This is a genomic window from Aeromonas sp. s2, assembly GCF_040907935.1.
Lineage (GTDB): Bacteria > Pseudomonadota > Gammaproteobacteria > Enterobacterales > Aeromonadaceae > Aeromonas > Aeromonas dhakensis.
On the sequence record NZ_JBFOCR010000016.1, the window covers coordinates 176,575 to 196,930 of the forward strand.

Here is a 20,356-nt window from a genome sequence, read left to right on the forward strand (position 1 = left end):
TTATACCCATCTCGCCTCAAAAATCCCAAATCGCAGCGCCCAGGCCAGACCAGGCGCCAAAAAGAAGGGGCAGCCCGTCGGCTGCCCCTGCTGTCATCATGGTGCTGTGGCTACCTAGCCAAGGCGCTTGAGCAGCTTCTCGGCCTCGGCCCGCTGATGCTCGGTGCCCTGCTCCGCCGCCTCCTGCAGCAGCTCGCGGGCGCTGTCCTTGTCGTCGATCTCGAGGTAGGCGCGCGCCAGATCCAGCTTGGCCCCCACTCCGCCATCGTCGGCATCCACGTCAAATCCGGTGGACTCCGGCAGCACCTCGGGGAAGCCATCCAGCCCCACATCCAGCGAGAAGCCCTGATAGGGTTCCTGCTCCGTGGTGGTGGCATCGGCCTCGGCCAGCAACTTGTCGATCTCGACATAACCGCTCTCCTGGGCCTGCTCGCGCGGCTTGACCTCGCCCTGATGGGGCTCCACTTCGGCGAAGGCATCCTCAAAATCGGAGAGGGCCATCTCGTTGGGATCCCAATCCGGTTCTGCCTCTTTCTTACCTTTGACCGGCTCGGGCTCCAGCCCCAGCTCAGCCAGCATCTCGTCGGCACCGGCAGCGGCAGCCTGGTCGGCCCCCGGCTCGGCAAAGGCGGTCTCAAAGTCGCTCAGATCGAAGGAGGCGAGCTCCTCATCGCTCACCACCGCCTCGGCGTCCGGCTGGCCGTCATCGGCGCCATCCAGCGTCAGGTCGGCCTCCAGATCCGCATCCAGCTCGGCGAACAGGGCAGCCTGCAGCTCCTCTTCACTCATGACCTCGTTGTCGGCCTTGGGCTTGGGATTGAACTCGCTGGCGAGATCGAGATCCGGCTCTGTGTCGAGGGTGATGGGATCGTCATGGGCCAGATCCAGATCGGGCACCAGATCCGGATCCCGGATGGCGGCCTTGGCGGCTGGTGCCGGCTCGGCATCGAAGCTGGCCAGATCCATCTCGCCATCATCGCTGAACACCAGATCGGCCGGCGCGGCGGGCTCTTCCACCGCCATGTAGCCATCCGGCGTATTGAGATCCGGTGTCGGCCGCATCGGCTCCTCGTCGGCTATGCCGACCGTCATCAGCTCGTCAAACTCGCTGCTCTCCTGATCCATCACCATGGCGGTGGATTCGGATAGGCTCTTCTCCTGCTCTTCCAGCTCGCGGCGAGCACGAGCCCGCAGCCACAGAGTCACCAGCGCCAGCACCAGCAGCACCGGCAACAAGATGATCATGGCGAGGTTGAGCGGCGAGGAGAGCAGGTCCATCAGCCAGTTCTGTTTGGGCTCGGGGGCCGGCGCCGCCGGCGGAACCGGCTTGGCCTTGAGCTCGGCGATCTCTTTTTGCAGGGCGGTCTGATCCTGCAGCTGGGCCTTGAGGGTTTCCACCTCTTCGGTCAGCGACTGCAGTCGCAGCTTGAGCCTGTGGTTCATCTCGGTGACCTGACCGAGCTGGGCATTGGCATCTTCCAGCGCCAACGCCATCTCGGTGGAGGGCTTGCCGACCGGCTTGTCGAGGTCGGCCGGCAGCGGGGCCGGTGCACTGGCGGTGGCGGCACTGGTTGCCGCGGCCTGGCTCGCGACCGGCTCGGGGGCCTTGGCGACCTCCTTGACCTCGGTGGCCGGCTGGGGCGCCTCCACCTTGGGTGCCGGAGCCGGAATGGGCGCCGCCTTGGCGGGCGCTACCTTGGCAACCTCGGGCTTGGTCGGCTCGGCTGCCTTGGTGGAGGTCGCCTTGGGCTGGGCCGGCTTGGTGGCCACCGGTTTGGCAGGTTGAACATGCTTGTTGGCCAGGTATTTCGGGCTCAGCCCTTTCCAGCTGGCGTTGTCACTGCGGAATTTGGCGCGGGCCTCGGCATCCGTGATGACGCTGGCCTCGGCGGCGGTGGGCAGCAGGATGCGCGAGCCTACCAGAATGTGGTTGATGTTGCCGTCAGCGAAACTGCGGGGATTCTTCTCGTAGATCGCCACCATGGTCTGGTAGACGCTGACACTGTTGGAGGGGCGGTACTTGCTCGCCAGGCTCCAGAGGGTGTCGGTGGGACGAATGGGACCATAACTGCCGGCATTGCTCGCGACCTGCCGCACGATCGGCTGGGCCGTCGCTCGGCTGGGCTGGGGCGTGGCGCTGGGTTGTGCCAGCGGCTGGGAATTGACGGCGGGCGGAGCCGGCTCGTCCGGGCCTTTGAGCTCAACAAAAAAGGGCTCCCGCGTCGAGTCTTCGGCCTGGGCCATGCCCAGCAGACCCAATGCGAGTAGCGTTGCCAATGTTATGCGGGAATGTCCCATATTCGTTCCTTCGTATGACGGCCCTATCACATTGAAAAATCTGGATAGTTACCCCAAAACAGTCGGTTCAATATAAATCAGGCTCAGGTTGCAAGCCAGCAGTCCGACACATTTAGCACCCAACTTGCCCCTGAGTGTAGGAAAAAACTTAATCAGTTGATATCGCGAAACATTCCAGAAGTCGCACTGTGCGCCCCCGGTCACATCTGCCTCGCGTTCGGCGGTGCCATCTCTGGCGGGCATCCCTCCCCGCCAGACCCATGGACTCTCCGATCAGAGGTAATCGCGCACCAGCAGTTCGGCAATCTGCACGCTGTTGGTCGCGGCGCCCTTACGAACGTTATCGGCCACGATCCACATATTTATACCGCAGGGGTGAGAAATATCCTGGCGAACCCGGCCCACCTGTACCTCGTCCTTGCCGGTTGCGTCGCGCACCGGGGTCGGATAGTCATGCTCGTCGTCAAACAGGGTGACGCCCGGCGCCTGGCGCAGCAGCTCTTTCACCTGCTCGGCGTCGAGCGGCTGATGCAGCTCGACGTGGACCGCCTCGGCATGGCCGTAGAAGACCGGCACCCGCACGCAGGTGGGGTTCACGGCGATGCTGGCATCCCCCAGGATCTTCTGGGTCTCCCACACCATCTTCATCTCTTCCCGGGTGTAGCCGTTGTCGGTGAAGCTGTCGATCTGCGGAATGAGGTTGAAGGCGATCTGCTGCGGGTAGAGGCTGGGCTCCACCGGACGACCGTTGAGCAGATGGGCGGTCTGGCCGGCCAGCTCGCTCACCCCCTCCTTGCCGGAGCCGGAGACGGACTGATAGGTCGCCACGTTGATGCGAGCGATACCCACCTCATCGTGCAACGGCTTCAGTGCCACCAGCATCTGGATGGTGGAGCAGTTGGGGTTGGCGATGATGTTGCGGTTGCGAAAATCGGCCAGGGCGTCCGGGTTCACTTCCGGAATGACCAGCGGGATCTCTTCGTCGTAACGGAAGCAGGAGGTGTTGTCGATGACGATGCAGCCGTGCTCGGCGGCAATCGGCGCCCACTTGGCAGAGACCTCGGCCCCGGCGGAGAAGAGGGCGATCTGCACCTGGCTCCAGTCAAACTCCTCCACGTCCAGGATCTCGACGTTCTTGCCGGCAAAACGCACCGTGTCGCCGGCGCTGCGGCTGGAGGCCAGCGGATAGAGGGTGGCGATCGGGAAGGCACGCTCTTCCAGGATCTCGATCATCGCCTCGCCCACGGCGCCGCTGGCGCCCAATACCGCTACGTTGAATTGCTGACTCACTGCTGTTCTCTCCTATGATGGTGCCGGTGACGCGCGCTGGCATCACCGTTGGCAGGCGGACCTGCCTGATAGCGGGTCTGGCGTCAGCCAGACCGGGTATGGGCGGGACAAGGCTCCCCCCCTTCAAGTATGTAGAGCGCTCAGCCGGGCTGGCAGACAAACCCGAGCCGGGCCAGGGTATCGCTCGCAAACGGCCCCTTTAGCTGCAGGGCCGAGAGCTCGCGCCGCTCCGGATAATCTTTGCGCTGCTCATCGAAGCTGCCCGCCACACCGAGCCGGTTGCGAAAACGGGCGTCATCACGGCGCACGTCATAAATAAGGTGGACCAGTTGCTTGATCAATGCCTGATCCGCCGGCTGGCCCGGCGTCACCTCGCGCACCTCGGGGATGGGCAGCAGACTCTGCAGATCCTGGCGCGGCGTGCGCCCCAGTTGGCGGCAGAGCGCCTCATAGAGCATCCAGGTGCCACGGGCCTTGCCCTCCAGGCTGTAACCTGCAATGTGCGGTGTCGCCAGCTCGGTATGGGGCACCAGAGCCTGCAGCGGCTCCGGCTCCCCTTCCCACACGTCCACCACCAGTCGCAGCGGCGCCTGGCTCTGCTGGCGCGCCAGCAAGGCCTGGTTGTCCCACACCTCGCCGCGGGAAGCGTTGATGAGGATCTGCCTGGCCGGGCGGGCGGCAATCTGCGCCGCATCCAGCAGATGGAAGGTGGCATCCGGCCCTTGACGGGTAATGGGAACGTGGAAGCTCACGATGTCGGCCTCAAGGGCCTGCTGGTAATCGACAAACTGCGCCGCCTCGTTGGCCTCGGCGGCGCGGGCCCGGGGCGGATCGCAGCGCAGCACCCGCATGCCGAGGGCCTCGGCCTTGCCTGCCACGCACTCGCCGGTATTGCCGGCGCCGATGACCGCGAGGCTCATCTCGCTCAAGTTGAGCTCATGGCGCTCGGCCAGCACCAGCAGGGCGGAGAGCACATAGTCGCCGACCGAATATTTGTTACAGCCGGGGGCACTGAAGAAGGGAATGCCCCGCTCGGTCAGCAGCGCCTTGTCCACATGATCGGTGCCTATGGTGGCGGTGCCGACGAAGCTCAGTCGCGGGCAGCTGGCCAAGAGGGCTGCGTCCACCCGGGTGACGGAGCGCACCAGCAGCACGTCGGCCTCTTGCAGATCCGCCGCCTGCATCTGCCTGCCGGGCAGCGGGACGACCTCGCCAAACTCGGCAAACAACTCACGGGCGTGGGGCATATTTTCATCAACGACGATCTTCATCGGGCTCTCTCACTTCGCTAGCGGCCACAAGCGCGCCATTCTAGCCCAAACAGACCGAAGTTTCAGATGCTTATTCACCCATACGCGGCCGTCGCCGCGACTTTCTGCCGGGGTGGGTGCGCTGTTGCCTCATCTGCGCCCGATGAAGCGCCCTGCCCGGGCAATATCTGCTGACCGCCCCCGCCATCAGCAGGCCTTGGTCAACAATCAGACCATCATCACACTCATTTGTAACCCCGTGTTACAGGGAGCGGGGCGCGACTTGACCGACCGGGTTGGACTGGCACAATGACGCCTCTTTTTTTCTGCCCAGGAATGGGCACCTTGCCGAGCCCCGTTATGCCGACTCACGCCTCTTCCCTGCCGCGCCGCCAGGTGCTTTGTTTCAGTGCAGCCTTGATCCTGCCGCTGCTCCTGCTGGTCTGCCTGCCCTGGCAACCGTTCATGAGCCAGGCCCTGCACTCGGACTGGCTCTGGTGGCCCTACGCCCTTACCCGCATGGTGGATGTGCCCGGCATCGGCGTCAGCATCCTGGCCCTGCTGCTGCTGACCCGACACAAGCTGACGCTCAGCCTGCCGGCACTGCTGGCCCTCGGCGGCGCCCTGTTTGCCGTGCTGGCCGGCGACTGGCTCATCAAGAGCCTGATCAAGCATCTGACCGAGGAGCCCCGCCCCTACCTGCTCTGGCTGGAGAGCCAGCAGCTGATCCCCGCCATCCAGCAGTTCTACGCCGGCAAGGTGGAGGTGCGCAGCGAGCAGGTCCATGCCGCCAGCCAGCTGCTGGCACTGCCCGAGTGGCTCGCCAACCACTGGCAGGCGGAGGTGAACTACGCCTTCCCCTCCGGCCACAGCATCGCCGCCATGAGCCTGGCCCAGTTCTTCGGCCTGATCTGGCTGGCACGCGCCCCTGCCGGCGCCTGGCTGCTGCCGCTGTGGGCCATCGGTGTCGGCCTGTCGCGCATGCTGATCGGCATGCACTGGCCGCTGGATGTGCTGGCGAGCGCCCTGCTCGGCAGCCTCACCTCGCTGTTCGCGGTGCGCTGGTGGCTGCGCCGTTACTAACATCCGCACGATACAAAAAAACGGGCACCCGCGGGTGCCCGTTTTTGTTCTCTGCTCTCTGCCGTGGTGGCTCAGTTGCTGGCGCTCGCGCCCTGCCACCCTTGCGGGTACTTGTAGCCGACGAAGCGCTTGGCGGCATAGGCCTTGAAGGCGGCCGAGTTGTAGGCCTCTGCCACATCTTTGGCGAAGGGCTTGTCCGCATCGGCACTTTTTACCACCACCCAGTTGATGAAGTCGTAGCTGCGCTCAAGGAACAACCCGGAACTGAAGGGAATGCCGCTTGAGGCGGCAAAATTGCCGTTGATGACCGAGAAGTCCACGTCTTCGCGCGAGCGGGGCAGCTGGGCCGCCTCCAGCAGCACCAGCTTGAGGTTGTGCGGGTTTTGCACCACGTCGAACTCGCTCGCCTTGAGCGGGTTGATCCCCTCCTTGAGGGTCAGCCAGCCCAGATCCTGCAACATAAGCAGCGCCCGCGCCTGATTGGTGGGGTCGTTCGGTATGGCCACCGTGCTCCCCTCCTGCACCGCCTTCAGATCTCCCAGCTTGCCGGCATAGAGCCCCATGGGGCCGGTCGGTACCTGGGTAATGGGGGCGAGCGACAGCCCCCGATCCTTGGCAAAGCTCTCCAGATAGGGCTTGTGCTGGAAGCAGTTCACGTCGAGCGAGCCGTCGGCCAGCGCGATATTGGGGGTCACGTAGTCGGTGAACTCCACCAGTTTGACCTGGTACCCCTTGGCTTCGAGCTGCGGCTTGATGGAGTCGGTCACCATGTCGGCAAAATCCCCCACAGTGGTGCCGATGACGATCTCCTGTTTGGCCGGATCGGCGGCCAGCGCGGCCAATGGCAGGGTGCCGGCCAGCAGGGCCAGGGTGGAAAGGGCAAAGAAGGAACGACGCTGCATAAAAACTCCCTGTAAAGATCTCAACGGCTGACTCGATGGCAGAGTCGTGCTTGAACCACCACAACCATCTAGCCATCCAAACGGCTAATTGAGCACACCATAACAGAGCCGTTTCTCTTCGCCAAGCAACAAAACCGGGCAAGCTTTACCGGATGCTTGCTAACCCCGGCTTTCAACCTTGCTGGGTACCCAAACAAGAAATCTTTGATAAACCACACAGTTATTGCTTTTGCCCTCTCCCCTAATCGGCTATAGCTGGCTTATCGTGGTCACTTGATGGCTGTTGCGTGTGATGGACCTTGTTATTCAACCAGCAAAGGAACTGCTGTGGACACATATCTGGCACTCAATGCTCTCATTTTGCAGGCCAAGAATATTCCATACATAGAACAGACTGCAGCACAGTTCTTTTTCCGAACAGGAGGAGTGTCTAGAGCGTGATACGTTTTCTACAACTGGATTTATTGCGATGACAGGAGGTCACTTGAAGGATAAAGAGAAAATAGCGGTCTTTATCGATGCAGATAATGCACCAGCCAGCAAGATGGATAGGGTATTGTCAGAGCTGGCTCGCTATGGTGTAGTCAATATTCGTAAGGCATATGGCAACTGGAAAAACCCGACCCTCAAGTCATGGGAAGAAATATTGCATGAATTTGCCATTCAACCTGTGCAGCAATTCGACTTGACCAAGGGAAAAAATGCGACCGATATGGCTTTGGTCATCGATGTTATGGATGTGCTTTATACCAAGGATGTGGATGTCATCTGCCTCGTCTCTTCTGACTGTGACTTCACCCCACTTGTTACCCGATGTCTGGCTGATGGCAAGTTTGTGATTGGGTTTGGAGAGCGTAAAGCCTCGATGCCTTTCGTCAATAGCTGCTCTCGCTTTCTCTATCTGGATGCAGAACTGCAGGATATTCAAGAAGAGCACCCCGTTACCAAGCAAGCCAAGAATCTCAAGAGTGATACACGCCTCATCAATTTGCTCAGACAAGCCATTGAAGCAGTTGAAGAAGGCGGAGGCTGGGCAAGGTTAAGCCCAATTGGCAGCCATATCTCAAATCATGCCTCATTCGATCAACGAAATTATGGATTTAAAAAACTCAGTGACCTGTTCATGGCAATTGACTTGTTCGAGATGAAGAAGACAGACAACTCTGTATTATGGGTAAGAGATAAAAAACGGGCTTCCCAATTAACCAAGTCCAGATGAAATGATGGTTGTTTTTTCAACTGGCAGGCAGGTGCAGGAAAAATACTTCGGCTCAGAGCTGCTACATTTTATGGCTTGGTTGCCACCAAATTTACATTTTGAATTACTTTATTTTTGACCTGCTCCGGCCCTGCCGGTAGGTTTATGCCTTATCGACACAGTGCCGTGACTCATATTTTATACGTCACCTTGTCAGTCGCGAACGACATGGAGGGTTCGCTAACTCACCAGCAGGGAGCACGACCACACCCTATTCAAGGAGTATTCATGACCCCCAAACAACATCTGCTCGCCAAGGCCATCTTTATCCTTGCCACTCTGTTCTCCCTGGCCATGATCGCCTTCGTCGCCTGGGCTGTCGTCACGGTCAGCCCGCTCCACCCGGCTGACATGGCGCCGTCGCAGAGTCTCAGCCTTGGCCTGGCAACCGCCATCGCCCTGTTTGTGCTCGCCTTCAACTATGTGGCTTATCGCGGGCTCACCGAACAGGTGACCGCCTTCAAGGTGGTCTTCTGGTGCTTCGTCGCCCTACAGTTGTTCGCCTTTCCGATCGGTACCGTCATCGCGCTGACCCTCATCTATCTGTGGAACCAGTCGCGCGCCTCCCTCGCCCGCCCACTCGGCGCCACTGTCTCACTCTGATCCGGGAGAGTATCCATGCTGACCACCACGAACACCGGCCTGCTGGTCGTCGATATTCAGGGCAAACTGGCCCGTCTGGTCGAGGGGAGCGATGCCCTCATCGCCAACACCGCCAGACTGGTGGCGGGGGCCCGTCTATTGGGCCTGCCGGTTGTCTGGCTGGAGCAGAACCCGGACAAGCTTGGGGCCACCGTGCCCGAGCTGCAGCTGATGCAGGCAGGCGATCTTGTGCTGCCCAAGCACAGCTTTGGCGCCCTGGGGGAACCGGTACTGGCCGACGCCCTCGCCCGCCAGGGCGTCAGCCACTGGCTGGTGTGCGGTATCGAGGCCCATATCTGCGTCTACCAGACGGTGTTGGGATTGCTGGACGCGGGCAGCCAGGTGTCGCTGGTGGTGGATGCGGTGTCATCGCGCAGCGCCGCTAACCGGGAGCTCGCCACCCACAAGCTGGCGGCGCACGGGGCCGAGCTCACCTCGGTGGAGATGTGCCTCTACGAGCTGCTGGGCGATTGTCGCCATCCGGCGTTTCGATCCATTCTGGCGCTGATCAAATAGCCTCCCCTATCGGCCAGTCCCTCCAGACCACCCGGCGCCATTGGCGCCGTGTGGCTTGCCTGCAGTGCCCCCTGTTTTCATCGCAGCGGCGCTCCCGCCAGCGCGAAGATTTCCCCCATCCTGCGCAGATCTGCCCCGCCTATCTCACACCAGTAACGGCCCGTCAGACGTTAACAAACGGTTACTAATTAATTGATATAAAAAGATAAATATCAATAGTATCAAACTGAGAAAAGTTCTCAATACAGCACAGAAAAGGATTCACAGGAACCCCCACATGGTCTGTCGATGATTTGTTATGAGATTTCTTTGAGCCTTATCCCAGAATGAAAATGAGTGCTTTTTGACTCTGTTCTTCCCATGTATAGATGCCAGTCGCACCCAGGACGGTGCGATATAAGATGGAGTTTATTAATGAGAAAAACATCGTTAGCGTTGGCAATCTCGGCCCTGCTCTCGGCCCTGCCCATCGCTTCAGTTCAGGCGAGTGAGAGTTGCACCCCATTGACCGGCAAGGAAATCGGCCTCGATACCGGCCGCAGCAGTGCCGAGCGCTGCCTGCCCGGCATCAACCCGCTGCAGGATCAGCAGTGGCACCTGCTCAACAGCGGCCAGAATGCCTTCAGCCCCCGCGGCGGCGTGGCAGGCAACGACCTCAACCTCTGGTGGGCACACCGTACCGGCGTGCAGGGTCAGGGCATCAACGTGGCCGTGGTGGATGACGGCCTGGCCATCGCCCACCCGGACCTGGCCGACAATGTGCGCCCCGGCTCGAAGAACGTGGTGACCGGCAGCAGCGACCCCACCCCGACCGATCCGGACAGTGCCCACGGCACCTCGGTCTCCGGCCTGATCGGGGCGGTCGACAACCGCATCGGCACCCTGGGGGTGGCGCCCCGCGTCCAGCTGCAGGGGTTCAACCTGCTGGATGAGCGCAGCAAGCAGCTGCAGAAAGACTGGCTCTATGCGCTGGGCGGCAGCACCGCCACCGCAGACAACCGGGTCTTCAACCAGAGCTACGGCATGAGCCTGGTGGATCCGCAAAGCGCCAGCGGGCTGGATCAGGTTCAGCTCGATCGCCTGTTCGAGCAGCAGACCCAGCAGGCGCAGGGCGCGGCCTACATCAAGGCGGCAGGCAACGGCTTCAACCGCATCGCCGCGGGTGACTACATGTTCAGCCGCACTGGCGTCCTGCCCAAGCTGCCGTTCGAGAACAGCAACATAGACCCCTCCAACAGCAACTTCTGGAACCTGGTGGTGAGCGCCATCAACGCCGATGGAGTGCGTTCCTCCTACTCCAGCGTCGGCAGCAACGTCTTCCTGAGCGCCCCCGGCGGGGAGTACGGTACCGATGCGCCGGCCATGGTGACCACGGATCTGCCCGGCTGCGACATGGGCTACAACCGCACCGACGATCCCAGCACCAACCGGCTGCACAACAACCCGCAGCTGGATGCCACCTGTGACTACAACGGCGTGATGAACGGCACCTCGTCGGCCACCCCCAACACCTCGGGCGCCATGGCGCTGCTGATGTCCGCCTATCCGGATCTGTCGGTGCGGGATCTGCGCGATCTGCTGGCCCGCAACGCCACCCGCATCGATGCCGGCCAGCAGCCGGTCCAGGTCAGCTATACCGCCGCCAACGGTCAACCCCGCCAGGTCACCGGCCTGGAAGGGTGGGAGCGCAACGCCACCGGCCTCTGGTACAGCCCCACCTATGGCTTTGGTCTCATCGACGTGAACAAGTCCCTGACCGCCGCCGCCAACCACACCCCGCTGCCGCCGCTGGTACAGTTGCCGGCTCAGAAGGTGACTGTGCCGCGCAGTGAAGGGAGCATCGCGGATGTGGGCAGCAGTGCCACCCGCTCCAGCACCCAGGTGGCGCAGGCCTTGACCGTGGAAGCGGTCCAGGTCACGGTGAGCCTGGATCACCAGCGCCTGCCCGACCTGCTGATCGAGTTGGTCTCCCCGTCCGGCACCCGCAGCGTGCTGCTCAACCCCAACAACAGCCTGGTGGGGCAATCCCTCGACCGGCAGCAGCTGGGTTATGTGCGCACCAAGGGGCTGCGCGACATGCGCATGCTCTCCCACAAGTTCTATGGCGAAGCGGCCCAGGGCGAGTGGCGACTGGAGGTGACCGACGTCTCCAACAGCAGCCGCCAGCTGACGCTGGTTGACCTCAACACCAACCGCCGCAGCACCCTGACCGAGCGCAACAACAGCCAGCCGGGTCAACTGCTCAACTGGTCCCTGCGGGTGATCGGCCACGATGCCGCCCGCTCATGATCACAAGGAGTCTCAAGATGAAACACAGCCTACTCGGCCTGGCTCTGGCCGGCCTCCTGGCCTCGGCCGGCGTGCACGCCGCCGATGAATCGGTGGTGATCGACGGCAAGCAGTACCGCACCATCGAGGTGAACGGTCAGACCTACCTCACCCCGGACAACGGCAGCAAGCAGCGGGTCGCCCGCAGCGCAGACGGCAAGGCGCCCCGGCAAACCCTGCGCAGCGGCGACGTGTTGCTGCAAGGGGTGGCCAGCCCGGAACTCACCGCCAGCGGCACCCTGCTGGTGGAAGCCGATGACAACCAGGCCAGCGCGCTGGCCAACCGTCACGGCCTGCGCTTCAAGCAGAGCAGCGGCGGCATCGCCCTGCTGGAAGCCAAGCCGGGCACCGATCTGAACGCCATCGCCACGGCGCTCAAGCAGGAGGGGGTCAAGGTGCAGATTGAACTCGCCGGCGCCCTCAAACGGCCCAAGTGAGCCGCTCCGGGCCATTGCCCGGGCATATCAGCTGATCTTCGAGGGGGCCACCGGCCCCCTCGCGTGTTGCCCGCGGCCAGCGTCATTGGCCATCAAGCCACCCGTTTTCCCGCATCTTTCCCGCCCTTTCCCCCTCTTGCCACCTTCCACCCTTGGTCTGGCACCGCCTTTCGATGCGACCTCGCTCACAACTCGGCCCCCTTGCTCCCGTCGGCACATTTCTCGCTCCCCCGGGGCAAGGCGGCCATCGCCCGGCTTGTTAACCTGCCTGCAGCCAAACGCCTGCCCACGGGTCCGTTTGGTCTTCCTTGCGATATCCAATGGCAGCCGCCAGCAGAGCGGCCCAGCCCGGGCGGATGCCTTGCGCCCGGTGTCGATATCTCCTTTTTACTTTTATTCAGACAGTTACGAGGACGTCTTCATGCCTATCACCACAAAATTGAAAGCGGTTTCACTGAGTGTCAGCCTGGCGCTGGCCGGCCTGCTGGTCGGTTGCAACCAGAATGACTCGGATCCCCTGGTCAAGGACGATGCCTATTACCGTGGCCAGGCCGAGGCCATGGTGGCCAGGCTGACCCTGAGCGAGAAGCTGGACCTGCTCTCCGGCCCCGGTTACGGCAGTGCCAACGGCGCCATCAACGTCAAGCAGGATGTGCCCGGCGTGGCGGGTTACATCAACGGCGTGCTGCGCAGCGCGGACGGCATCGACATTCCGGCCCTCAAACTGGCGGACGGGCCGGCCGGGGTGCGGATCAACGCCAACCGCGACGGTGACAGCGCCAGCTACTACGCCACCGCCTGGCCCATCGGCTCGCTGCTCGCCTCCAGCTGGGACGTCAAGCTGGTCAAGGCCGTCGGCGAAGCCATAGGGGACGAGGTGCGCCAGTACGGGGTCGACATCCTGCTGGCCCCGGGCATGAACATCCAGCGCAACCCGCTCAATGGCCGCAACTTCGAGTACTACTCGGAAGACCCTCTGCTCACCGGCAAAATCGGTGCCGCCATGGTCAACGGGGTGGAAAGCAACGGGGTGGGCACTACCATCAAGCACTACTTCGGCAACAACTCCGAGACCAACCGCAACCAGATCAACGACATCGGCGAACCGAGAACCTTCCGCGAGATCTACCTGCGCGGCTTCCAGATAGCGGTGGACGAGGCCCAGCCCTGGGCGGTGATGACCTCCTACAACAAGGTCAACGGCACCTATGTCAACGAGCGCAGGGATGCGGTGACCGACCTGCTGCGCGGCGAGTGGAAGTTCGACGGCCTGGTGATGTCCGACTGGTTTGCCGGCGACGTGGCCAACAACGCCTACAAGCAGGTGCTGGCGGGGCAGGATTTGATCGAGCCGGGCAACGTCAAAGAGCAGTTGCAGCAATCCATCGAGCACGGCCAGCTCGACGAGGCCAAGGTGAACGAGGCCGCCATCCACATCCTGACCCAGGTGATGAAGAGCCCCTCCTACAACCAGCTGGCCATCAGCAACAGTCCGGATCTGACCGCCCACGCCAAACTGGCCCGTCAGGCCGGCGCCGAGAGCATGGTGCTGCTGCGCAACGAGGCCGCGGCCTTGCCGCTTTCGGCAAGCAGCACCCTGGCCAGTTTTGGCATCAACCAGATCAACACCTACAAGGGTGGCACCGGCAGCGGGGATGTGAACGCCGCCAGCACCACCACCATCGCGCAGGGACTGGCGGCACGCTTCCCGGTCAACGAGGCGCTGCAGAGCTACTACCGCGATTTTTACGAGAACAACAAGGTCTACCACGAGGGGCAATTTGGCGCCAAGGGCTACTACACCTGTGCCGAGGCACCGATCAGCGGAGATCTGGAGGCCCTGATCGCCAGTGCGGCCGCCACCCAGCAAGCCGCCGTCATCAGCATCGGCCGCCAGGCCGGGGAAGGGGCGGATCGCAGCAGCGGCAAGGGGGACTATCTGCTCGGCGATGACGAACGCGCCCTCATCGACGCGGTGAGCAGCGCCTTCCACGCCCAGGGCAAGAAGGTGGTGGTGGTGCTCAACGTCAACGGCGTCATCGACACCGCCCAGTGGGGCGACAAGGTGGATGGTATCCTGCTGGCCTACATGGCTGGCCAGGAGACCGGCCACGCGGTGGCGGACGTGCTCTCCGGCGCGGTCAACCCGAGCGGCAAGCTGGCCCAGAGCTTCCCGCACAGCTACGCCAGCGTCCCCTCCGCCGGCACCTTCCCGGGCGAGGACACCGACGGGGACGGCGAACCGGACGATCTCTACTACAACGAGGGGATCTACGTGGGCTATCGCTACTACAGCACCTTCGAGCAGGCGGTCTCCTACCCGTTCGGCTTCGGTCTCTCCTACACCAGCTTCAGCTACACCAGCCCCGCCATCGCCAGCAATACCCTGGAGGGTGGCAGCGCCGGCAACCTGGTGCTGACCGCCACCATCACCAACACTGGCGCCGTGGCAGGCAAGGAGGCGGCCCAGGTCTATGTGACCGCCCCCGAGGTCAAGCTGAAGAAACCGCTCATCGAGCTCAAGGCCTTTGCCAAGACGGCGCAGCTGGCACCGGGGGCCAGCGAACAGCTGAGCTTCACCATTCCGGCCAGCATCCTCGCCAGCTTCGATGAGGCCAGCAACCAGTGGATCGTGGAGCCCGGTCGCTACAGCGCCTATATCAGCCCCTCGTCGGATGTCTCCGCCATCACGCCGGTCAGCTTCACGGTGAGCAAGGAGATAGTGGTGAGCAACACCACGCCGGGGGCACTGGCACTGCCGGCCGGAGTGGATCCTGCCAGCGTCACTACCGTTACCCGCTAGCAGGGGCAGGCACGGCCGGGCACCCAGCCCGGCCTTGCCTGACTGTTGCCCAGCAGAGACCCGACCACGGGACCGGCCTTGCGCCGATCCCGTTCTTATTGGCGGGCGTTGCGGTAGGCCCGCGGCGTCATCCGGGTGTTGGCCTTGAAGAAGCGGTTGAAAGCGCTTTGAGAGGAGAAGCCGACCCGATCGCTGATGTTCTGCAGCGGTTGATCCCCCTCGCCCAGCAAGCGGCAGGCTTCGCTCACCCTCGCTTCCCTCAGCAGGGTGGAGAAACTGCTCCCCTCCCCCTGCAATTTGCGATTCAAAGTCCAGCGACTGACATTCATGGCCGCGCACACCTCCTTGAGCAGGCTCTCGTCACTCTCCAGCTCCCCTTCCCGGATCTTGTGGCGGATCCGCTCCCCCACCAGATAGGCAAAGGGGGCCCGCTCGGCGATGTCGGCACATATCTGTGCCAGCTGAGCCAGTTGCAGATGACCCAGCGGCTCGTTGTAGCAGTGGCTGGGGCAGTCGAGTTGGGCGTTGTCTATGGTCAGGGTGTTTTCCCCCTGCTCCCAGCGGCAGCGGGTGGCGAAGAACTGATCCAGTAGCTGATGGCGCGGTGGCGGCCGCCCCGTAAAGCCCACCGAGACCCGGAGATCCGCCAGATAGACCCGCAAAATCCGGTAGAGCATGATGAAGTTGGGGATGGCCTGACTCGCCCCCAGGCTGGCGGGCCCCTGATTGACATACAGGTATTGGCTGGCCTGCGCCCCCCGCCTCACCCGCAGCTCGTCACAACTGCCGATGATGGGGCGGTAGGCCAGCAGCACCTCGAGCGCCGCCCGCGGCGAGGGCTGGTTCAGGCACAGGCTGATGAGCGGCGGATAGTGCTGGTAGAGCTGGCCGATATCGTAGGAGAGGATGGTTTCGTGAAAACTGGCCAGATAGGGCTGCATCAGTTGCAGCATCCGGTAGTGGCTGTGGGCCGGCAGCCTGCCCTGTTCCCGCTCGATGTCGAACGACGTGAGACCGCCCGCCATCAGAATGGCATGAGGATCGCCCCCCTGCTGCTGGCAGGCGCCCAGCATTCGTCTGATCACCTGGTTTGATACGCTCTGTGACATCTGCCGTCCTGGCCTCCGTGCTGACAGGAAACTGCTCGTGATCCCCCGGCCCGCCACTGCCGGAGGGCCTGCCACCCCGTGCAGCGGGCTGGCGGGACCATTATGGGGCGGTTGCAAAGCGGGCAGATGTAACGGAGTGTAAAAGCACGTGTCAGCGCGCCATTTTGGGCACATCTGGCCGCCATATCGGACCAGTTGCGTCAGGTTCGGTCATGAAAAATGGCGCCCGTGGGCGCCATTTTGGTGGGGGGGTGTGCAGCCTGCGTCAGTTCGCCTTGTGCTGCTCGGCCAGATAGAGCCAGGTATCGACCACGGTATCCGGGTTGAGCGACACAGAGTCGATGCCCTGCTCGACCAGCCAGGCGGCAAAGTCCGGGTGATCGGATGGCCCCTGGCCGCAGATCCCCACGTACTTGCCCGCCTTGCGGGCAGCGGCAATGGCCATCGCCAGCAGCGCCTTGACCGCCTCGTTGCGCTCGTCGAACAGGTGGGCGATAAGCCCCGAGTCCCTGTCAAGTCCAAGCGTCAGCTGGGTCATGTCGTTGGAGCCGATGGAGAAGCCGTCCACGTGCTCGAGGAACTTGTCTGCCAGCAGGGCGTTGCTCGGGATCTCGCACATCATGATCACCTTGAGCCCCCGCTCGCTGAGCCCCCGCTCGCCACGGCGCAGACCGTTCTCGGCCAGGATCTCGATCACCTGCTCCGCCTCGCCCACGGTGCGCACGAAGGGGATCATCACCTCGACGTTGGTCAGCCCCATGACATCGCGCACCCGCTTGATCGCCTCGCATTCGAGGGCAAAACAGGGGCGGAAGCTGTCGGCGATATAGCGCGACGCACCGCGAAAACCGATCATCGGGTTCTCTTCGTGAGGCTCGTAGTCACGACCGCCCACCAGGTTGGCGTACTCGTTGGACTTGAAGTCCGACATCCGCACGATCACCCGCTCCGGCCAGAAGGCGGCGGCCAGGGTGGCGATGCCCTCGGTCAGCTTGGCGACATAGAACTCGCGCGGGCTCTCGTAGCCGGCGATCATCTTGCCGATGGTGGCCTTGAGCTCGGGGCTCTGGCTGTCGAACTCCAGCAACGCCTTGGGATGCACCCCGATCATCCGGTTGATGATGAACTCTAGGCGAGCCAGTCCGACACCGGCGTTGGGCAGCTGGGCGAAGTCGAATGCTCTGTCCGGGTTGCCGACGTTCATCATGATCTTGATGGGCAGGCGCGGCATGTTGCCCACCTCGGTCACCGCCACGTCGAAGTCGAGCTCGCCGTCGTAGATGAAACCGGTATCCCCTTCCGCGCAGGAGACGGTAATGAGCTGGCCCGGTTCAATGCGCTTGGTGGCATCACCGCAACCCACCACCGCCGGAATGCCCAGTTCGCGGGCGATGATGGCGGCGTGACAGGTACGCCCGCCCCGGTTGGTGACGATGGCGGAGGCCCGCTTCATGATGGGCTCCCAGTCCGGGTCGGTCATGTCGGTGACTAGCACGTCGCCAGGCTGCACTTCGTCCATCTGGCTGATGGAAGAGATGACCCGTGCCGGACCTGCCCCGATCTTGTGGCCGATGGCTCGCCCCTCGATCAGCACCTTGCCCGCTTGCTTGAGGGCAAAACGCTCGAGGGTGTTGGCCTCCTGGCGGCTGCGCACGGTTTCCGGACGCGCCTGGACGATGTAGAGCTTGCCATCCTGCCCGTCCTTGGCCCACTCGATGTCCATCGGGCGGCCGTAGTGCTGCTCGATGATGAGTGCCTGCTTGGCCAGCTCCATCACCTCGGCATCCGTGATGCAGAAACGGCTGCGCTCGGCCTCATCGGTGTCGACGATCTGCACCTGGCGGCCGTGGCTGGCATCGCCGGAATAGGTCATCTTGATGAGCTTGGAGCCGAGGGTCTTGCGCACCACCGCCGGGCGTCCTGCCTTGAGGGTCGGCTTGTGCACGTAGAACTCGTCGGGGTTGACGGCGCCCTGCACCACCATCTCGCCAAGGCCTTGAGCGCCGGTGATGAACACCACGTCGTTGAAACCCGACTCGGTATCCAGGGTGAACATGACGCCGGAGGCGGCGAGATCCGAGCGCACCATGCGCTGTACCCCGGCCGACAGGGCGACGCCCTTGTGGTCATAGCCCTGATGCACCCGATAGGAGATGGCGCGATCGTTGAACAGTGAAGCAAACACATGCTTGACGGCAATCATGACGGCGTCGATGCCGCGCACGTTGAGGAAGGTCTCCTGCTGGCCGGCAAACGAAGCATCCGGCATATCCTCGGCAGTGGCGGAGGAGCGCACCGCAAAAGAAGCGTCAAGCCCGCCGCTGAGCTTGTCGTAGGCAACCCGGATCGCCTGCTCCAGCTCGCTCTGGAACGGGGCTTCAATCACCCAGTCACGGATCTGCTGGCCTGCCCGGTTGAGGGCGGCGATGTCGTCCACATCCAGGCTGTCGAGCAGATCGTGGATCTTGCCGTTGAGGCCGCTTGACTCCAGAAACTCGTTAAACGCAAAGGCGGTGGTGGCAAACCCGCCCGGCACCGATACGCCGGCGCCAGAGAGGTTGCTGATCATCTCGCCAAGGGATGCATTTTTGCCGCCAACTCGTTCTACGTCCTGCATTCCGAGTTGCTCGTACCAGAGTACGTACTGTTGCACTTGCATGTCTCCAGGTTGGTGGGCACTGTGCCGCCATGGCACCTTGTGCGCCAGTTTATGTGCGTTATTGTCTGTTTCTACTGTTGCCAACGACCATGAAAACGTTTTCTACTTATTGTCAAAAAAATCCCCGAGCAAGATTTGGGGATGGTCGAATGACACAGACATTCTACAATGCCAACACAAAAAGGTAACGACTCAGGTTTGCAAGCCACTTCACAACTTGGGCACGGCAGACCGGTTGACAAAAACGATATGGTTTCGAGAGATACTTCTTGCCAGCCAGCTCGCCGACCCCCTCACAGGAGCCCCCAGTGCACACCGTATTCTATGTTTCAGACGGCACCGCCATCACAGCCGAAGTGTTCGGCCACGCCGTGTTGAGCCAGTTTCCGCTGGCCTTCGAGCAGATCACCATCCCCTTTGTCGAAACCCTGGAGAAGGCGCGCCAGGTACGGATGCGCATCGACGAGCAGTTTCGCCAGACCGGGGTTCGCCCCATTCTGTTCCACACCATCGTCGATCATCAGGTGCGCGAGGAGGTGCTCAAGGCCCAGGCCAGCAGCCACGACTTTCTCAACACCTTCGTCAGCCCGCTGGAGCACGAGCTCGGAGTAAAAGCCGAGCCCAGGCTGCACCGCACTCACGGCATGGAGAACCGCAAGCTCTATGACGATCGCATCGAGGCAGTCAACTTCGCGCTGGCCAACGACGATGGCATCACCACCAAGGAGTATGAGGAGGCCGACATCATCCTGATCGGGGTCTCCCGCTGCGGCAAAACGCCGACCAGCCTCTATCTGGCGCTGCAGTTCGGCATTCGCGCCGCCAACTACCCCTTCATCGAGCAGGACATGGGGGTCCTGGATCTGCCGGCCGCCCTCAAGGCCAATCGTCACAAGCTGTTCGGCCTCACCATCGCCCCCCAGCGGCTGCACGAGATCCGCAACCAGCGCCGCGCCAACAGCCGCTACTCCTCGCTGGAACAGTGCGAACAGGAGCTGGCCTGCGTCGAGCGGCTGTTTCGCCAGGAGGCGATCCGCTTCCTCGACACCAGCTCCCACTCGGTTGAGGAGATCAGCGCCAAGATCCTCGAGGCCACCGGCCTGCGTCGTCAGCTTTATTGAGAAACGCCGCGCGCCGGCAAGCTGGCGATACGGCAAACGACCATAAAAAAGCGCCGGATACATCTGTATCCGGCGCTTGTGGACTGAACCTCAACGGGATTGGGAGCCCGGGCGGTTCAGCTCTCTGTTGTTCATCAGCATGGCGTAGAAGTTGAGCACACCGTGACGCCGCCGTACCCGCTCGGTCAGCCAGAGGGCCGGTAGCAGGCCGATGGCACCGGCGATCAACAAGACCGTCCGCAAGTGCATCACCAGATAGTCATCACCCTGTACGGCCCACACCAGCAGACACCCCGCCGCCATGGTCAGCAGCAGGGGCGAAAGCCACACGGTGAGCCACAGCGCGACGGCCAGCAAACTGCCAATAATACGTTGCATGCAGCGCATCCTTGTTGCAAGGGAGGCTTCATAAAACAGGAAATACCAGAAGAGTCAACCGAGCTGCATTCGATTGTTCACAATACAGCCAAACACTTCTCTGCCAGCTTCATCGCTCCCTAAAAACCTGCCTTTCGCCGAAAAAACCAGCGAATGATGAGGAAAACAGGTGCATCCGCGATGGATTATCACTATTCTGCTTCCGTTGGTAGTCGCCATAAAAAACAGAAAGCGACTCACTGTAACGAAATAAATACGGATTTCGTCACGTTTCAGGCACGC

General features: G+C 62.3%; 15 protein-coding genes. 8 read left to right on the top strand and 7 right to left on the bottom strand.

Going from position 1 to position 20,356, the window contains the following annotated elements; genetic code table 11:
• Positions 1–114 precede the first annotated feature (114 nt).
• The 3 genes from AB5Y81_RS14145 to AB5Y81_RS14155 all read right to left on the bottom strand — a co-directional run bounded on the left by AB5Y81_RS14145 (position 115) and on the right by AB5Y81_RS14155 (position 4,859).
• Positions 115–2,298 carry a FimV/HubP family polar landmark protein gene (locus AB5Y81_RS14145; protein ID WP_279484165.1) on the bottom strand — a complete coding sequence of 728 codons (2,184 nt, stop codon included), beginning with the start codon at positions 2,296–2,298 and terminating at the stop codon, positions 115–117.
• 273 nt (positions 2,299–2,571) lie between these two features.
• Positions 2,572–3,588, bottom strand: a complete 1,017-nt coding sequence (locus AB5Y81_RS14150) for an aspartate-semialdehyde dehydrogenase (RefSeq protein WP_054544574.1) — start codon at positions 3,586–3,588, stop codon at positions 2,572–2,574.
• 140 nt (positions 3,589–3,728) lie between these two features.
• Positions 3,729–4,859, bottom strand: coding sequence for a 4-phosphoerythronate dehydrogenase (locus tag AB5Y81_RS14155; protein WP_279484164.1), 1,131 nt, complete (start codon positions 4,857–4,859; stop codon positions 3,729–3,731).
• A 315-nt stretch (positions 4,860–5,174) separates the two neighbouring features.
• Here AB5Y81_RS14155 and AB5Y81_RS14160 point away from each other — a divergent pair, with 315 nt between their 5' ends.
• A complete protein-coding gene (locus AB5Y81_RS14160; protein WP_279485534.1) occupies positions 5,175–5,921 on the top strand; it encodes a phosphatase PAP2 family protein in 747 nt (248 codons plus the stop codon).
• A 71-nt stretch (positions 5,922–5,992) separates the two neighbouring features.
• Here the strand turns inward: AB5Y81_RS14160 and AB5Y81_RS14165 are convergent, their stop codons facing one another.
• Positions 5,993–6,823, bottom strand: coding sequence for a MetQ/NlpA family ABC transporter substrate-binding protein (locus AB5Y81_RS14165; RefSeq protein ID WP_279484163.1), 831 nt, complete (start codon positions 6,821–6,823; stop codon positions 5,993–5,995).
• Between the two features lie 484 nt (positions 6,824–7,307).
• Here AB5Y81_RS14165 and AB5Y81_RS14170 point away from each other — a divergent pair, with 484 nt between their 5' ends.
• The 6 genes from AB5Y81_RS14170 (at position 7,308) to AB5Y81_RS14195 (ending at position 14,807) form a co-directional block, all read left to right on the top strand.
• Complete coding sequence (locus AB5Y81_RS14170) at positions 7,308–8,042, top strand: NYN domain-containing protein (RefSeq protein WP_095592481.1); 735 nt, start codon at positions 7,308–7,310, stop codon at positions 8,040–8,042.
• A 267-nt stretch (positions 8,043–8,309) separates the two neighbouring features.
• Positions 8,310–8,684 (top strand): hypothetical protein, encoded by a 375-nt coding sequence (locus AB5Y81_RS14175; protein ID WP_054544569.1) that lies wholly within the window; start codon positions 8,310–8,312, stop codon positions 8,682–8,684.
• 15 nt (positions 8,685–8,699) lie between these two features.
• Positions 8,700–9,239 carry an isochorismatase family protein gene (locus AB5Y81_RS14180; protein WP_139397828.1) on the top strand — a complete coding sequence of 180 codons (540 nt, stop codon included), beginning with the start codon at positions 8,700–8,702 and terminating at the stop codon, positions 9,237–9,239.
• Positions 9,240–9,653: 414 nt separating this feature from the next.
• Positions 9,654–11,528 (top strand): S8 family serine peptidase, encoded by a 1,875-nt coding sequence (locus tag AB5Y81_RS14185; RefSeq protein ID WP_279484162.1) that lies wholly within the window; start codon positions 9,654–9,656, stop codon positions 11,526–11,528.
• Positions 11,529–11,545: 17 nt separating this feature from the next.
• A complete protein-coding gene (locus AB5Y81_RS14190; protein ID WP_279484161.1) occupies positions 11,546–12,004 on the top strand; it encodes a hypothetical protein in 459 nt (152 codons plus the stop codon).
• 421 nt (positions 12,005–12,425) lie between these two features.
• Positions 12,426–14,807 (top strand): glycoside hydrolase family 3 protein, encoded by a 2,382-nt coding sequence (locus AB5Y81_RS14195; RefSeq protein ID WP_279484160.1) that lies wholly within the window; start codon positions 12,426–12,428, stop codon positions 14,805–14,807.
• 95 nt (positions 14,808–14,902) lie between these two features.
• On the opposite strand, the gene AB5Y81_RS14200 is transcribed toward AB5Y81_RS14195, so the two are convergent.
• Positions 14,903–15,880, bottom strand: coding sequence for an AraC family transcriptional regulator (locus AB5Y81_RS14200; protein WP_279485533.1), 978 nt, complete (start codon positions 15,878–15,880; stop codon positions 14,903–14,905).
• A gap of 301 nt (positions 15,881–16,181) precedes the next feature.
• Entirely contained in the window at positions 16,182–18,575 is a 2,394-nt protein-coding gene (gene ppsA / locus AB5Y81_RS14205) for a phosphoenolpyruvate synthase (RefSeq protein ID WP_368146705.1), read from the bottom strand.
• A gap of 308 nt (positions 18,576–18,883) precedes the next feature.
• On the opposite strand from ppsA, the gene AB5Y81_RS14210 reads away from it, so the two are divergent.
• Positions 18,884–19,696, top strand: a complete 813-nt coding sequence (locus tag AB5Y81_RS14210) for a pyruvate, water dikinase regulatory protein (protein WP_005302533.1) — start codon at positions 18,884–18,886, stop codon at positions 19,694–19,696.
• Between the two features lie 90 nt (positions 19,697–19,786).
• On the opposite strand, the gene AB5Y81_RS14215 is transcribed toward AB5Y81_RS14210, so the two are convergent.
• On the bottom strand, positions 19,787–20,074 hold the full coding sequence (locus AB5Y81_RS14215) for a hypothetical protein (protein ID WP_005302535.1): 288 nt from the start codon (positions 20,072–20,074) through the stop codon (positions 19,787–19,789).
• Positions 20,075–20,356: the final 282 nt, after the last annotated feature.